Origin of the sequence: Pseudomonas morbosilactucae, from assembly GCF_023241665.1 — a bacterium.
Lineage (GTDB): Bacteria > Pseudomonadota > Gammaproteobacteria > Pseudomonadales > Pseudomonadaceae > Aquipseudomonas > Aquipseudomonas morbosilactucae.
Map to the genome: position 1 here is coordinate 177690 of NZ_JALQCX010000011.1, position 16098 is coordinate 193787.

Consider the following 16098-nt stretch of genomic DNA (forward strand, 5'->3'; position numbering starts at 1 on the left):
TTAGATTTAGAGGATGACCCATGAGCAACGTCGACCACGCTGAAATCGCCAAATTCGAAGCCCTGGCCCATCGCTGGTGGGACCGCGAAAGCGAGTTCAAACCCCTGCACGACATCAACCCGCTGCGGGTCAACTGGATTGACGAGCGCGTCAACCTGGCTGGCAAGAAGGTCCTCGATGTCGGCTGCGGCGGCGGCATCCTCAGCGAAGCCATGGCCCAGCGCGGCGCCACGGTCATGGGCATCGACATGGGCGAAGCGCCCTTGGCCGTGGCCCAACTGCACCAGCTGGAATCCGGGGTCAGCGTCGAATACCGGCAGATCACCGCCGAAGCCCTGGCCGAAGAGATGCCTGAGCAATTCGACGTCGTCACCTGCCTGGAAATGCTCGAGCACGTTCCCGACCCGTCGTCGGTGATCCGTGCGTGCTTCCGCATGGTCAAGCCCGGTGGCCAGGTGTTCTTCTCCACCATCAACCGCAACCCCAAGGCCTATCTGTTCGCCATCATCGGTGCGGAATACATCATGAAGCTGCTGCCGCGCGGCACCCATGACTTCAAGAAATTCATCCGCCCTTCCGAACTCGGCGCCTGGAGCCGCTCGGCCGGCCTGACCGTCAAGGACATCATCGGCCTGACCTACAACCCCCTGACCAAGCACTACAAGCTGGCGGCGGACGTGGACGTCAACTACATGATCCAGACCCTGCGGGAGGAATAAGCCATGGCCATCAGAGCAGTTCTTTTCGACATGGACGGCACCCTGCTCGACACCGCGCCGGACTTTATCGCGGTCTGCCAGGCCATGCGCGCCGATCGCGGCCTGGCGCCGATCAACGACCAGCACATCCGCGACGAAATCTCCGGTGGCGCCAAGGCCATGGTGGCCGTGACCTTCTCCATGGACCCCGAATCCCCAGGGTTCGAGGAGCTGCGCCAGGAGTTTCTCGAGCGCTACCTCAAGCATTGCGCCGTCGACAGCAAGCTCTTCGACGGCATGGCCGAACTGCTGGCCGATATCGAAAACGCCAAGCTGATCTGGGGCGTGGTGACCAACAAGCCTTTGCGCTTCGCCGAACCGATCATGCAGCAACTGGGGCTGGCGGAGCGCTCGGCCCTGCTGATCTGCCCGGACCACGTGAAAAACAGCAAGCCGGACCCTGAACCCCTGATCCTCGCGTGCAAGATGCTCGACCTGGACCCGGCCAGCGTGCTGTTTGTCGGTGATGACCTGCGAGACATCGAGTCCGGGCGCGATGCCGGCACCAAAACCGCGGCAGTCACCTACGGCTACATCCACCCCGACGACAACCCCAAGCACTGGGGCGCCGACGTGGTCGTCGATCACCCGCTGGAACTGCGCAAGGTGCTGGATAACGCACTCTGCAGCTGCTGACCCTGCCCCTGCAGGAGCTGGCTTGCCCACGCTGGCGCCTTTGAATGAGCCTCCTGGCTCAAGGGCCTCAGCACCAGCAAGCGGCTTCCTGCCATGAATTCTTGAGGTTGTTTATGTTTGACTACTCTGCACGCCCAGAACTGCTCAAAGGCCGGGTGATCCTGGTGACCGGGGCCGGTCGCGGGATCGGCGCAGCCGCGGCAAAAACCTATGCCGCCCACGGCGCCACCGTCCTGTTGCTGGGCAAGACCGAAGCCAACCTGACCCAGGTCTACGATGAGATCGAGGCGGCCGGCCACCCGCAGCCGGCAGTGATCCCCTTCAACCTGGAAACCGCTCAGCCCCACCAGTACGACGAACTGGCCGCCATGATCGAGACCGAGTTCGGCCACCTCGACGGCCTGCTGCACAACGCCTCGATCATCGGCCCGCGTACACCGCTGGAGCAGTTGTCCGGGGAAAACTTCATGCGGGTCATGCAAGTCAACGTCAACGCCATGTTCATGTTGACCAGCACCCTGTTGCCGCTACTGAAGCTGAGCCAGGACGCCTCGGTGGTGTTCACCTCCAGCAGTGTCGGCCGCAAGGGCCGCGCCTATTGGGGCGCCTACGGTGTGTCCAAGTTCGCCACCGAAGGCCTGATGCAAACCCTGGCGGACGAACTGGACGGCGTGGCGCCGGTACGTGCCAACAGCATCAACCCCGGCGCTACCCGCACCAGCATGCGCGCCCTGGCTTACCCGGGGGAAAACCCCAGCAACAACCCGGCGCCCGAAGCAATCATGCCGGTCTACCTGTACCTGATGGGCCCCGACAGCACCGGAATCAACGGCCAAGCCTTCGACGCTCAGTAACACCCTCCGTTCGTCGCGACGGAATACCGTCGCGACGCGCCACCATCCGTCTTTTAGCACCCAGCCCCCTGCCAAATAAATGACCGTCCACGGTAAAAGCCCGCCTGGACCGCCATTCAAGCATCTGAATTAAAAGACATTTCTATTTCAAGCTAACGAATGGCACGACTTTCGCTCTGGCTTCGCTCAGACACGCAGCCGATTGGCGAAGAGGGCATCCCCGCTGAACCGGGGCTTATAAGAGGCAGTAAAGCGGCATAGACTGTTCAGAAATGTCCTATGGGACTGATGGAACAGTACGACGCGCTGCCCCGAGCCGCTCTCACCCAGCCAGTCAGACTGCATTCAGTGCTCAGGGGGCTCACGCGGTATGAAAACACCCACCCAGACCAACGCCATTGATTTCGATAGCGCCAAGTTGCAGCGCCTGGGTTTTGGCCAGCAGTCTTCCTCGCCACTGCTGCAGCGCCCGATCACTCCAGCTCAACTGCGCCAGCAACTGGGCCTGCAATTGCAAGCCAGCCTGGACCCACAACGCATCCTGGGGCAGTTTTTCCGTGAAGTGCAGCGCCTGATTCCCCTCGACGCCCTGTCCTACCAGTACAAACCCAGCGACTTGCGCCTGGATTTCGGTCAACGCGGCCATCACTCCATCAGTTACAACCTGAGCCATGAAGGCGAGCCCATGGGCGAGCTGGTGTTCAAACGCAACCAACGCTTCAGTGATGTCGAACAGGGTTATCTGGAGTCCCTGCTGTGCGCCCTGCTCTACCCCATGCGCAATGCCTTGCTCTATCGCGCCGCGACCCGCAGCGCCCTGCGTGACCCGCTGACCGAGACCGGCAATCGCGTGGCCATGGACCAGACCCTGCAACGGGAAATCGACATGTCCCGACGCCACCAGCAGCCGTTGTCGCTGCTGATGCTGGACATCGACCACTTCAAGAAAATCAACGACAGCCACGGCCACAGCGCCGGCGATGATGTGCTCAAAGCCGTGGCGGCCGCCATCAAAGGCCAGCTACGCAATGTGGATATGGTCTTTCGCTTTGGCGGGGAAGAGTTTCTGATCCTGCTCTCCAACACTGGACGCGAGGCCGCGGCCCTGGTGGGGGAGCGCCTGCGCCATGCGGCACAGGCTCAGGATTACAGCGCGGACGGCAACCTGATCGAACTAACGGTGAGCCTGGGTTGCTCGACACTGTTACCGGGGGAGTCCGCCGAAAGCCTATTGCGCCGGGCTGACAGCGCGCTGTATGTGGCCAAGCGCGAAGGCCGCAATCGACTGGCCATGGCGGGCTGACTCCGACTTCAACGGCCCTCTTCGGCGCCCCTCGGTTACGATCCTGAATCCCGGCAGGCCATGGCTGGCCCACCGGTGCCATCAACCTTCCGCCAATGCCAGTCGCTCACGGCTCACAGTGGACTTTTCCTGTTGCATGCAGCGCTCAAGGAACAAGTACATATAGTCGTAGCTCTTGCACACCGCTTGGCGCAGCTCGGCCTGCAACGCCTTGCTCGGGTTCATCCCGGCCAGGGTGCAGATGATTTCCAGCGCCTCCCAAGGATGGGCATCGTCATACTGAGCATGCATCTTCAGCCACTTCATGGCGCGCTTGCGTTCCTCTTCCGGGAAAGCCGCTGCATACAGACCGTTGGAGCAGACCAGCGCCGACCACTCACCCGTCGCCCCTTCAATGGCGTAGTTGGTGGCCGCGACCGCCACAATCAACGAGTCCGATGAGCTGGTGTGCCAGCACCAGTGACTCAGCGCGTGCAGCTCCGGCGCCACGTGCTGGGCTTGCAGATCCTCCAGGGTCACGCCGTGGGCGCGACTCCAATTCACCCAGTAGTCCGCATGGTTGAGTTCCACACGAATGTTGCGCATCAACCAGCGTCGCGCCATGTCCTCACCCGGGTGCCGGGCAAAACGGGTCTTGGTCAGGTTCTGAGCCATGTACAAGGCAAACTGCTCCACCACAGGCCAGCCACCAATCAGGTACTGGCGCATGGTCTTGGCACTGAGTTTGTTGTCGCGCATGCGCTGATACAGCTCATGCTCCACCACACGACGCTTGCTCTCGCTGCAATCCTGGATCAGTTGCTGAGCCCAGGCGGGGTAACTTGCGGCTTCCATGAGCGGGCCGGTTCGGTTGAATGTATCGATCACTGTCGGGCTCCTTTTTATGTGATTGGCTGATCAGTAAGAGATTTCAACGGAACGTGCCAGGCGCCTTGAATAACAGGGGCTGTGGTCGTACGGGTCGACATTGCAAGCTGTCACAGGTAAACAATTGCGGGCGTTCGATAACGTACCCTTGAGCGTAATCCACGCCGATCTCCAGCAATGCCTGCTCAATCTGCGGTGTTTCAACAAACTCGGCAATCGTGCGCTTACCCATAACATGGCCAATATGGTTGATTACCTCGACCATGGCACGGTTAATCGGGTCGTCCAGCATATCCTTTACGAAACTTCCATCGATCTTTAGGAAGTCTACAGGCAAATGTTTGAGATAAGCGAACGACGACATTCCCGCACAAAAGTCATCCAGCGAAAAGTGGCATCCCAAGCCTTTGAGTTCATTAATAAAACGGATCGCACTCCCCAAATTAGTGATCGCACTGGTTTCAGTAATTTCAAAACAGATCATCTCTGGCGGAACGCCATAGGCGGAAAACTGGCTCCGCAGGAAGCCCAGAAAGTCGTCATCGCCGATGGTCGTGCCCGATAGATTGATGGCGCACATGGCCATCGGCCCTTTACGCCCCTCGGCCATGCACTGGGCAATGATCTTGAACACGTTCTCTACCACCCAACGGTCCAGCGAAGTCATCAGGCCGTAACGCTCCGCCGCCGGGATGAAGCTGTCCGGCAGGATCATTCGCCCGGCCTCGTCATGCAGGCGCAGCAGAATCTCGATGTGCCCGCCGCCGCTCTCGGTGTGGCCAAGGGCAAAAATCTCCTGGGCATAGAGACAGAAACGGTTCTCTTCCAGGGCCATATGCAACCGTTGGACCCAGGCCATTTCACCAAAGCGCAGGGACAACTCCGAATCGTCGGCATGGTAGACCTGCACCCGGTTCCGGCCTTTTTCCTTGGCCATGTAGCAGGCCATGTCGGCGGCCCGCAGCGAGGCTTCCAGCGTCGTAGGCGTCTGGGCCACGTGCACCAGGCCGATACTCACGGTGGTCACGAACGGCCTGCCCTTCCAGACAAAATGCAGGTTCTGCACAGTCTGGCGCAGGGCCTCGGCAATCTTTTCCGCCGCATCCGGCGGGCAGTTCTCCAGAAGGATGCCGAACTCATCGCCACCGAGGCGCGCCAGGGTGTCGCCCTCACGCAGGCCGGATTGCAGCAGTGCGCAGATATGCCGCAGCAGTTCGTCACCCGCCGCATGGCCGCAGGTATCGTTGACCAGCTTGAACTGATCCAGGTCCAGGAACATCAGCGAATGCCTGCCCGGCTGGCGCATCAGGTTCTGCAGTGCCTGTTCGAGGCGGAACTCGAACTCGCGCCGGTTGGCCAGCCCGGTCAAAGCATCATGGGTCGCTTGCCAGGACAGGTTGGCGATGTACTGCCGCTCCTGGGTCATGTCATGCAACACCAGCACAGTGCCGCTGACCTTGCCGGCATTCTGGATCGGCGCACCGACCAGGGTCACAGACACCGTGCTGCCATCAAGCCGCTGGATCAGCTTGGAATGCTCGCTTCCGCCACTGAGCTGGCCGCTGAGGATGTGCTCGATCAGGGTGAACCCGTCGGTCTGGGCGTTTTCATCCAACAGGTTGAACAACGAGGCCAGCGGCAAACCCGTGGCCTGCTCGGCTTTCCAGTGGGTCAGCGCCTCGGCCGCCGGGTTCATGTAGGCGATGGCACCCTCGACGTCGGTGGTAATCACCGCATCGCCAATGGACTGCAGGGTAATTTGCGCGCGCTCTTTTTCCAGTTGCAGGGCGTCGGCAAAGGCATGGCGCTGGGCCAACAATTTATGGGTACGCAGCAACGCCAGGGCGATCAGGATCAGCGCCGTGGCCAGGTTGGTGACTAGCAGAAGACGCAGGATCACCCGCGACCCCTCGCCCAGGGCGTCGCTGAAGGCCTTGGCCGCCGGGGTCACGCCGTCGTTGATAGCCAGTATCTGGCTCTTCCAGCGATTGATATCGGCAGAGTCAGCACGACCGCTGGTAATACTCCGGTGCATCTCCTGCGCCACGTCATCCAGCTGCACCAGGTAGCTGTCGCCTACGGTCCACAGGTCGATGGCCCTCTCCAGGTAACTGAAGTGGCGAAAGTTTAGGTACAGCCAGATCAGGCTGGAAACGTCATCCGGGTGGTTGCCGCCCTTGAGAATGCCCAGGCGGGCGGCTTCAAGGTCAGGCGGATGACGGTCCAACGCCAGGCGCAACTCGTGCCCACCCTGGGGCACGGCGATCGCGTTCTGATATTTGAGGAACGTCGATTCGTCACGACCGTCGGCGTAAAGGTTGAGGTAGTAGATGGCATCTTTCTGCCCCTTGGACCACAGGCTTTCGCCGGCCACATAGCCGCGCACAGCCGATAGCACGTAGAGACTGAGACCACCCAACAACGCTTGAAACACCACCACGGCGATAAAAGGCCAAACGATGCCCAATAACCGTGGGGTTCCGAGAGTTCGCTTTTGCTTCATGAGGCCCCTTGCATAAGCACTGCCAGATGAACACCCGAGTGATCCCACTCCTGAACCAACAGATTAGGCTACTTTGCATCTAGCAGAAGGCCAGCCTGTAAAGCGCTATACGTTGTCGACGGGGGAAACTGCGACAGTGCCGAATTGAGTGGTCGTCCCCAGAGGAGACTTCATCATCAAGCCGATGAAAACGGCAGTATTCAGGGTTGCTGTACTTGCTGCAAATGCCCGTAAAGCTTGGCGTAGAGGCCACCATCGGCAATCAACTGTTGGTGATCGCCATCTTCGGCAATCTGCCCGCCATCGAACACCAACACCCGATCAGCCTGTTTTACCGCAGACAAGCGGTGGGCAATGATCAGGGTAGTCCGCCCTCGCAAAAAGCGCGTCAGGGCCTGGTGCAAGTTGTACTCGGTGGCAGCGTCCAGGGCCGACGTGGCCTCGTCGAGAATCACCACTTTGGGCTCGGCCAGGACCATGCGCGCAATGGCCAGGCGCTGGCGCTGGCCTCCGGAAAGTCGCACACCAGAACGCCCGACAACGCTGTCCAGGCCCTGGGGCAGGGCCCGGACCGTGGCATCCAACTGGGCAATTTCCAGCGCCAGCCAACAGGCGGCGTCGGTCCGCTCCCGGCCCATGGTCAGGTTGGCGCGGATGCTGTCGTTGAACAGGGCCGGATGCTGCAGGACCACGGCGACGTTTTCCCGAACGGTTTCCAGGCCAATGTCCTGCTGGCTCGCACCGCCAAAGCGGATCACCCCGGCGCGCGGGGTATAGAGCCCCAGCAGCAGTTGCACCAGGGTACTTTTGCCACCGCCGCTGGCGCCCACGATGGCGACCTTTTCACCCGGCGCGATGGACATGTCCAGGTGGTTGAGCACCAGTTCATCGCCATAACCGAAGCTCAGGCCGCGCACGTCGATGCCGACGGTTTCCCGGCCCTGAAACGGGTTGCTGCCACCGGCGTATTGCGGCTCGTCGGCGCGGGCTAGCAATTCGTTGATCCGTGTCAGGGCGCCACCCGCCGCGTAAAAGGCGTATTGCAGGTTCAGCAACTGCTCCACCGGGCCGATCATGAACCACAGGTAGCTGAACACGGCCAGCATCTGCCCGATGGACAAGTCCGAGAACAACACCGTAAGCATCGCCGCGGCGCGAAAGATATCGATACCGAACTGAAACAACAGCCCCGTGGCGCGGCTCGAGGCGTCGCTTTTCCACTGCGAGGCCACCGCATAATCACGCACTTCCCGGGCCCGCTGCCCCAATCGCCCAAGGAAGTAGCCCTGGCGATTGCCGGCACGCACTTCCTGGATCGCATCCAGGGTTTCAGTCAGGGCCTGGGTGAAACGCGAGGTGCTGTCGTTTTCCAGCTTCTTCAGGTGCTTGACCCGCTTGCCCAACTGCACGGTGGCGTAGATCACCAACGGGTTGAACAGCAGAATCAACAGCGCCAGTTGCCAGTGCATCCACAGCAAAATCCCCGCAGTGCCCACCAGGGTCAGCATGGCCACCAGGAAGCGACTGAGGGTTTCACCGACAAACTTGTCCACCGTGTCCAGGTCGGTGACCAAGTGGGTGGTCACGGTGCCACTTCCGAGGCTTTCGTATTCCCCCAGGGAAATACGCTTGAGGCGCTCGATCAGCCGAGTGCGGATCCGATAGACGATGTCCTTGGCCAGACCGGCAAACAATCGGGCCTGCACCACGTTGAACACCAAGGCACAGCAGCGCAGGCCCAGGGTCGCCAGCAGCATCAGGCCGATGTAACCGGGAGCGCTCTGCCACGCGAGCGGCAGCGCCCGGTTCATCACCTGCAGCGCGGCGTCACCGTGGCCCAACAGGACCTCATCTACCAGCAAAGGCAACAGCAAGGGGATCGGCACACTGCACAGAGTAGCCAGGACCGCCACGGCGTTGGCCACCCACAAACCTTTGCGATGGTGCAACGCCAGCCGGCGAATTTCCGCCCAGGTCAGGCGATCGACAGGCTTGGCAGGCGCGGACGTCTCGGTCGGGTCATACACAGGCAGCCCGCTCCAGCCAACGGCCGAGCAACGGGGACAGCACATCAAGTGGCTGGTAGCCGTTGGTCAACAGCGCCAACTGGCCGTTGCGCTCGGCGAGCAAGGTGGGGAACCCGGCAATCCCCAGGTCCTGGACCCAGGTGAAGTCTGCTGCGGTGGCGGCGTGCTGCTCGGCACGGTCAAAGGCTTCGGCGAACTCGATACGCGGCACGCCCGCCTGCTCTGCCAACTCCACCAGTACGCTGGCGTGGGTGACATCGCGCCCCTCTACATAGAACGCCTGCTGGATCAGCTTCAACAGGTTCCAGGCGCAATCGGCCGCCAGGCTGCGGGCCGTGACGATTGCCCGGCAGGCCGGTTCGGTGTCGTAGACAAAGCCTTCGGGCAAGGCGCCCTCGAAGCTGAACGGCTGACCGGTGGTCTCGTTGACCGCCTGCCAGTGTTCAAGAATGTAGCGCCGGGTCGTGGGTTCGAGGGCCGAACCGCTGCCCGTGCGCAAGCCGCCCACCACCAGGTGCACTTCCACACCGGCAGCCTGGGCCTGCTCGACCAGCGCCTGCGCCACCGGGGCAAAGCCCCAGCACCAGGAACACATCGGATCCATTACATAGAGCAGGCGGGCAGACATGGCTCAGGCCTCGGAGGGTGATTGCTTGTAGTTGAAACCGATCGGGTGCGGCTGGTTACGCGCCTTGGCCAACTCGATCTGCTTCTGCCGGTCGATGGCACTGCGGCGAGTCTTCTCGCTCAGCTTGTCCCAACAATGGGGGCAACTGATTCCGGGCACATAGTGCTCGGACGCGCGATCCTCGACACTCACCGGCGTGCGGCAGGCATGACATTGATCGTAGTCGCCTTCACTCAAGTCGTGACGCACAGTGACCCGGTTATCAAAGACGAAGCAGTCGCCCTGCCATTTACTCTCTTCCTGCGGCACCTCTTCGAGGTACTTGAGAATCCCGCCCTTAAGGTGGAATACCTCATCGAAGCCTTCACTGAGCATGAAGCTGGAGGCTTTCTCGCAACGAATGCCGCCGGTGCAGAACATGGCGACCTTCTTGTGCTTGCTCGGGTCGAAGTGGGCTTTGATGTAATCAGGGAATTCGCGAAAACTGGTGGTCTTCGGATCGATGGCGCCCTCAAAGGTACCGATCGACACTTCGTAATCATTGCGGGTATCGATCAACAGCACTTGCGGATCGCTGATCAACGCATTCCAGTCCTGTGGATCGACATAGGTCCCCACCTGTTTGTTGGGGTCGACGCCCGGCACCCCCAGGGTGACGATTTCTTTCTTCAGTTTGACCTTGGTGCGGTAGAACGGCTGCTCGTCGCAATACGACTCTTTGTGGTCGATGTCGTCCATGCGCGGATCGTTCTTGAGCCAGGCCATCAGCCCGTCAATGCCTTCGCGGCTGCCGGAAACCGTGCCGTTGATGCCTTCTTCGGCGATCAGCAAGGTGCCTTTGATGCCGTTGTCGAGCATCGCCTGCAGCAGGGGCTCACGCAGGGCGACGTAATCTTCAAGAGTGACGAACTTGTACAGTGCCGCCACGACAATGGGTTGTGTCATGGGTAATCTCCAGGTGGCTACCCTCGTAAAGGGTGAACCGGATACGGCAGATGCGAGCTTTTCGCTGCACGCTGCAAATAGAGGCAAAAAAAAACGCGCCGACTTGAGCGGCGCGTTGCGGATTGTAGCAGGAAGGCGGTGCTGAGCTCCAAGCGACAAGCTCAAAGCCTCAAGCTTGCCGCTGCGGCTTATCGCTTGCCGCTACCCCCCGCACACGTCGGCGAAGCTGGAGCCGCGCCGATTTTGAGCCATTCTTCCGGCGTATAGGTGTGCAGCGCCAACGCATGAAACTCACTCATCAGATCGCCCAGGGTGGCGTAGACCTTCTGATGGCGCTTGACGCTGTTGAGCCCGGCAAACTGCTCGCTCACCAGCACCGCCTTGAAGTGGGTCTGCAGGCCGCGGCTGTGCATATGACTTTCGTCCAGCACTTGCAGATGCTCGGGCTGCAAGGCCCCAAGGGCCGATTCAATACGTTGTTGCATGGTCATTCCTGGCTCCGCTTACTTCTTCTTGGCCGGTGCAGCCTTAGGCTCGAGTTCGGTGGTCATGTCCGCCAGCAGCTTGTTGACCACGGGCACGGCGCTTTCCAGTTTGGCCTGGGTCATTTGCGCCGATTGCTGAGTCAGCTGGGGCATTTTTTCCAGGACTTTCTTGCCCAGTGGCGACTGGTAGAACGCCACCAGGTCCTTGAGCTCGGATTCGCTGAAGTTGGTGGTGTAGAGCTTGACCATGTCCGGCTTCAGCTTGTTCCAGCCAATGGCTTGGTCCAGGGCGGCGTTGGCCTTGGCCTGGTAGGTTTCCAGCAGGGCGCGTTTCGACTCGGGGGCTTTGGTTTGCTCAAAACGCTGGGCAAACATTTGCTGCACTTGCATGTACACCGGGGTACCCAGCTTGTCGGCGTGGGCCAGGGTCAGGAAGGCTTCGGCACTGGCGTTGTGGCTGGCGGTATCGGCAAGAACCTGGCCGCTGGCGCATACCAGAACAACCGCGGTACAGATGGCACGAAGACGGGTCATCGAGTTTCCTTTTCTAGCAGGCGAGGTAAAACCCCAAGGGCGACCATTCTGCGCCTAATAAACTCCGGGGCTCAACCCCAGGCCTGATGCCGCCTGGTTTTGCTCGACCAAAGGAAGCAAAACACGCTTTACGGAACCCGGGCCACGGATCACGACCTAAACTTCGCAATCAGCCCAACAGGAGAGTGAACCGATGAGCCGTATCGAAACCGACAGCCTTGGCCAGGTCGAAGTCCCGGACGACGCCTACTGGGGGGCACAGACCCAACGTTCGCTGGTGAACTTCGCCATCGGCAACGAGCGCATGCCGCTGTCGGTCCTGCACAGCCTGGCGCTGATCAAGAAAGCCGCCGCGCGGGTCAATGACCGCAATGGCGACCTACCCGCCGACATCGCCCGGCTGATCGAACAGGCCGCCGACGAAGTCCTGGCAGGTGAACATGACGACCAGTTCCCGCTGGTGGTCTGGCAGACCGGCAGCGGCACCCAGAGCAACATGAACGTCAACGAAGTGCTCGCCGGGCGGGCCAACGAACTGGCCGGCAACCCTCGCGGCGGCAAGACCCCGGTGCACCCCAACGACCATGTGAACCGCTCGCAAAGCTCCAACGACTGCTTCCCCACCGCCATGCACATCGCTGCGGCCCAGGCCGTGCAGTTCAAGCTGCTGCCGGCGATTGCCGAACTGTCCGGCGGCCTTGCCGAGCTTTCGGCCCGGCACATGCATCTGGTGAAAACCGGGCGCACCCATATGATGGACGCCACCCCCATCACCTTCGGCCAGGAACTCTCGGCCTTCATTGCCCAACTGGGTTACGCCGAGCGTGCCATCCGCGGGGCCTTGCCGGCGGTGTACGAACTGGCCCAGGGCGGCACCGCCGTGGGCACCGGGCTCAACTCGCCCCACGGTTTTGGCGAGGCCATTGCCGCCGAACTGGCGGCGCTGTCCGGCTTGCCTTTCGTCACCGCACCGAACAAATTCGCCGCCCTGGCCGGGCACGAGCCGCTGACGACTCTCTCCGGCGCCTTGAAAACCCTGGCCGTGTGCCTGATGAAAATCGCCAACGACCTGCGACTGCTCGGCTCGGGCCCGCGGGCCGGCCTGGCCGAAGTGCGCTTGCCGGCCAACGAGCCCGGTAGTTCGATCATGCCCGGCAAGGTCAACCCGACCCAATGTGAAGCGCTGTCCATGCTGGCCTGCCAGGTCATGGGCAACGATGTAGCGATCGGCTTTGCCGCCAGCCAGGGGCACCTGCAGCTCAACGTGTTCAAACCGGTGATCATCCACAACCTGCTGCAATCCATCACCCTGCTGGCCGATGGCTGCAGTAACTTCCAGGCCCATTGCATTGCCGGCCTGGAACCCGATGCCGGGCACATGGCCGCACACCTGGAACGTGGCTTGATGCTGGTGACCGCGCTCAACACCCACATCGGCTACGACAAGGCGGCAGAAATTGCCAAGAAGGCCTATGCGGAAAACCTGACCCTGCGTGAGTCCGCGCTGGCCTTGGGTTACCTGACGGATGAGCAATTCGACGCCTGGGTCCGCCCCGAAAACATGCTGGAGGCCGGAAAGCAGGGCTAGAAACAACACCGGCGCCTACCCAAACCTGGGTAGACGCCGGCCTGGTAACAGGACTGGCCGCCTAACGCACCGCCTCGAACAGCCCGGTGGCGCCCATGCCCCCGCCCACGCACATGGTGACGATGCCGTAGCGCAGGTTGCGCCGTTGCAGCTCGCGCACCAAATGGCCGACCTGACGCGACCCGGTCATGCCGAACGGATGGCCGATGGAAATCGAACCGCCATTGACGTTGTAGCGTGCGTTATCGATTTCCAGGCGATTGCGGCTGTACAGGCACTGGGAAGCAAAGGCTTCGTTCAACTCCCACAAATCGATATCAGCCACGCTCAGTCCCTTCGCCTTGAGCAGCTTGGGCACCGAAAACACCGGGCCGATGCCCATTTCGTCCGGCTCGCAACCAGCCACGGTAAAGCCGCGGAAAAACGCCTTGGGCTTGAGCCCCAGTTCCAGGGCCTTTTCCAGGCTCATCACCAGGGTCATCGAGGCCCCATCAGACAACTGCGACGAGTTGCCCGCCGTCACCGAACCGTCCTCGGCAAACACCGGTTTCAGCCCGGCCAGGCTCTCCAGGGTGGTGTCCGGACGATTGCAGTCGTCACGATCGACCACACCGTCAAGCACCTGCACCTGGCCGGTGTTCTTGTCCTCGACCTTGTACTTGACCGCCATGGCGACGATTTCATCATCGAACAGCCCGGCCGCCTGGGCCTGTGCGGTGCGCTGCTGGCTTTGCAGGGCATAGAGGTCCTGTTCTTCGCGGCTGACGTTGTAGCGTCGAGCAACGATCTCGGCGGTCTGGCCCATGGGAAAGTAAATACCCGGCACCTGCTCCTTGAGCAGCGGGTTGATGAGGTTGTCTGTGTTGACGCTTTTCATCGTCAGGCTGATGGACTCGACGCCCCCGGCGACAATGATGTCGCTGCAGCCGGAGGCAATCTGGTTGGCGGCAATGGCAATCGCCTGCAACCCCGAGGAACAGAAGCGGTTGAGGGTCATGCCCGCCGTGCCGGTGCCCAGTTGCGAGAGCACCGCTACGTTGCGCCCAATGTTGTAACCCTGGGCGCCTTCGTTGGAGCCGGCGCCGACGATGCAATCCTCGACGCTGGCCGGGTCGATGCCGTTGCGGCTCAGCAGCGCATTGACGCAATGGGCGGCCATGTCATCCGGACGGGTCTGGTTGAACTTGCCGCGAAAGGACTTGGCCAGGCCAGTCCGCACGCTATCGACGATCACCACTTCACGCATGGCACACCTCATTGTTGTTGTCGGTTGGAAGTGGGCCGAGCATAAGTCTGCCCCTTCACCGACCGCGACAATCATTCACCCCGCGTATGCGCGACCATCGCTCTATTTCTTGTCCTTCTTGCGTTTTTTATCGTCCTTGTCGGACTTTTCGAACGCCTCTTCCAGGGCGCGGTTGAGGGTGCGCAATACCTTGATCCGCGCCCAGCGCTTGTCATTGGCTTCCACCAGGGTCCAGGGCGACACCTCAGTACTGGTACGGTCAACCATGTCGCCGACAGCGGCGCGGTAGTCGTCCCATTTTTCGCGGTTGCGCCAGTCGTCTTCAGTGATTTTGAAGCGTTTGAAGGGGATCTCTTCCCGGGCCTGGAAGCGCTCCAGCTGGGTCTGTTTGTCGATCGCCAGCCAGAACTTGACCACGATCACCCCTGCATCGGCGATCTGCTCCTCAAAGTCATTGATCTCGCCATAGGCCCGCAGCCAGTCGGCCGGGGAACAGAAACCCTCGACACGCTCCACCAACACCCGGCCGTACCAGGAACGGTCGAACACGGTGAATTTGCCCCGGGCCGGAAGGTGCCGCCAGAAACGCCAAAGATAAGGCTGCGCGCGCTCTTCTTCAGTGGGCGCAGCAATCGGCACGATGCTGTATTGGCGTGGGTCCAGCGCTGCCGCCACCCGCCGGATCGCCCCGCCCTTGCCCGCCGCATCGTTGCCTTCGAACACCGCCACCAGGGCGTGCTTGCGCATGCGTTTGTCCCGCAGCAGCCCGGACAGGCGCGCCTGCTCGGTAATCAGCTGTTCCTCGTAATCGTCCTTGTCCAGGCGTTGGGTCATGTCCAGGCTGCCAATCAGGGTCACCTGATCGACGCTGGACGGCAGCGGTGCAGCGGTCACCAAAGCCGTCTTGCCAACGGGGCGGTTCAGTGCGTTCTGCAACCCCTCCAGCAGGATCTTGCCCACGGTCAGGCTGCGGTAATAAGGGTCCACGCCCTCGATCACGTGCCAGGGTGCATAGTCGCGGCTGGTGCGGCGTAACACCCGCTCACCGTATTTGACGAACTTGTCGTAGGTTTCTGACTGCTGCCAATCCAGGGGGCTGATGCGCCAGCTGTGCAACGGGTCGTCCTGCAGGGCCTTGAGCCGGGCCTTCATTTGTTTCTTGGACAGATGAAACCAGAACTTGAAGATCAGCGCGCCTTCGTCACAGAGCATTTTTTCCAGGCGTTCGGCGGCGTTGATTGCCTGATCCAGACGCGCGTCCTTGAACAGACCATGGACCCGCCCCTGCAACATCTGGCTGTACCAATTGCCGAAAAATACCCCCATGCGCCCCTTGGCGGGAAGCATCCGCCAATAGCGCCAGGCCGGAGGACGGGCGAGCTCTTCATCGGTCTGCTGGTCGAAGGTGCGCACTTCGATCAGCCGCGGGTCCATCCATTCGTTGAGCAGCTTGACCGTCTCGCCCTTGCCTGCGCCTTCGATCCCGTTGATCAGCACAATCACCGGAAACCCGGCCCTCTGCTGCAACTCGAACTGCGCTTCCAGCAACGCCTCGCGCAAGGCAGGCACTTCGGCTTCGTAGGTGTCTTTGTCGATGGCGTGACCGATTTCGGCAGATTCAAACATGGACGGCTCCCTTCCAAGAATTTTCCAAGACTAGCGGATCGACAACGGCCGCAGGAAACAAATCCCCGGGCAACCCGAGGCTGGCCAGCAAAAGCCGG

Annotated in this window: 14 protein-coding genes; 5 read left to right on the plus strand and 9 right to left on the minus strand. The window is 61.2% G+C overall.

All coding sequences use genetic code 11. The features are described 5' to 3' along the window. The first annotated feature begins 20 nt into the window (after positions 1-20). The 4 genes from ubiG (at position 21) to M1B35_RS07390 (ending at position 3551) form a co-directional block, all read left to right on the plus strand. Entirely contained in the window at positions 21-719 is a 699-nt protein-coding gene (gene ubiG / locus M1B35_RS07375) for a bifunctional 2-polyprenyl-6-hydroxyphenol methylase/3-demethylubiquinol 3-O-methyltransferase UbiG (protein ID WP_045881902.1), read from the plus strand. Positions 720-722: 3 nt separating this feature from the next. Beyond that, positions 723-1394 carry an N-acetylmuramic acid 6-phosphate phosphatase MupP gene (mupP, locus tag M1B35_RS07380; protein WP_268261608.1) on the plus strand — a complete coding sequence of 224 codons (672 nt, stop codon included), beginning with the start codon at positions 723-725 and terminating at the stop codon, positions 1392-1394. A gap of 113 nt (positions 1395-1507) precedes the next feature. Beyond that, a complete protein-coding gene (locus M1B35_RS07385; protein ID WP_123328803.1) occupies positions 1508-2248 on the plus strand; it encodes a YciK family oxidoreductase in 741 nt (246 codons plus the stop codon). A gap of 370 nt (positions 2249-2618) precedes the next feature. Further along, positions 2619-3551, plus strand: a complete 933-nt coding sequence (locus tag M1B35_RS07390; RefSeq protein ID WP_268261609.1) for a GGDEF domain-containing protein — start codon at positions 2619-2621, stop codon at positions 3549-3551. Positions 3552-3632: 81 nt separating this feature from the next. On the opposite strand, the gene M1B35_RS07395 is transcribed toward M1B35_RS07390, so the two are convergent. The 7 genes from M1B35_RS07395 to M1B35_RS07425 all read right to left on the minus strand — a co-directional run bounded on the left by M1B35_RS07395 (position 3633) and on the right by M1B35_RS07425 (position 11540). Beyond that, complete coding sequence (locus tag M1B35_RS07395; protein ID WP_279653402.1) at positions 3633-4385, minus strand: iron-containing redox enzyme family protein; 753 nt, start codon at positions 4383-4385, stop codon at positions 3633-3635. A gap of 76 nt (positions 4386-4461) precedes the next feature. Further along, complete coding sequence (locus M1B35_RS07400; RefSeq protein ID WP_268261611.1) at positions 4462-6921, minus strand: EAL domain-containing protein; 2460 nt, start codon at positions 6919-6921, stop codon at positions 4462-4464. Between the two features lie 200 nt (positions 6922-7121). Continuing rightward, complete coding sequence (locus M1B35_RS07405) at positions 7122-8993, minus strand: ABC transporter ATP-binding protein (protein WP_425273396.1); 1872 nt, start codon at positions 8991-8993, stop codon at positions 7122-7124. Further along, a complete protein-coding gene (locus M1B35_RS07410) occupies positions 8941-9576 on the minus strand; it encodes a DsbA family protein (protein ID WP_123328288.1) in 636 nt (211 codons plus the stop codon). Before M1B35_RS07410 ends, M1B35_RS07405 begins: the two co-directional genes overlap by 53 nt. A 3-nt stretch (positions 9577-9579) precedes the next feature. Further along, positions 9580-10521 carry an oxygen-dependent tRNA uridine(34) hydroxylase TrhO gene (trhO, locus tag M1B35_RS07415; RefSeq protein WP_123328289.1) on the minus strand — a complete coding sequence of 314 codons (942 nt, stop codon included), beginning with the start codon at positions 10519-10521 and terminating at the stop codon, positions 9580-9582. A gap of 188 nt (positions 10522-10709) precedes the next feature. Beyond that, positions 10710-11012, minus strand: coding sequence for a BolA family protein (locus M1B35_RS07420; RefSeq protein ID WP_123328290.1), 303 nt, complete (start codon positions 11010-11012; stop codon positions 10710-10712). A gap of 12 nt (positions 11013-11024) precedes the next feature. Then, a complete protein-coding gene (locus M1B35_RS07425; RefSeq protein ID WP_123328291.1) occupies positions 11025-11540 on the minus strand; it encodes a DUF2059 domain-containing protein in 516 nt (171 codons plus the stop codon). A 193-nt stretch (positions 11541-11733) separates the two neighbouring features. On the opposite strand from M1B35_RS07425, the gene M1B35_RS07430 reads away from it, so the two are divergent. Beyond that, on the plus strand, positions 11734-13128 hold the full coding sequence (locus M1B35_RS07430) for a class II fumarate hydratase (protein WP_268261612.1): 1395 nt from the start codon (positions 11734-11736) through the stop codon (positions 13126-13128). 61 nt (positions 13129-13189) lie between these two features. Here M1B35_RS07430 and M1B35_RS07435 read toward each other — a convergent pair whose 3' ends face one another. Together M1B35_RS07435 and pap are read right to left on the minus strand one after the other, a co-directional pair. After that, positions 13190-14374, minus strand: a complete 1185-nt coding sequence (locus tag M1B35_RS07435; protein ID WP_123328293.1) for a thiolase family protein — start codon at positions 14372-14374, stop codon at positions 13190-13192. Positions 14375-14476: 102 nt separating this feature from the next. Further along, positions 14477-16000, minus strand: a complete 1524-nt coding sequence (pap, locus tag M1B35_RS07440) for a polyphosphate:AMP phosphotransferase (protein ID WP_123328294.1) — start codon at positions 15998-16000, stop codon at positions 14477-14479. Positions 16001-16098: the final 98 nt, after the last annotated feature.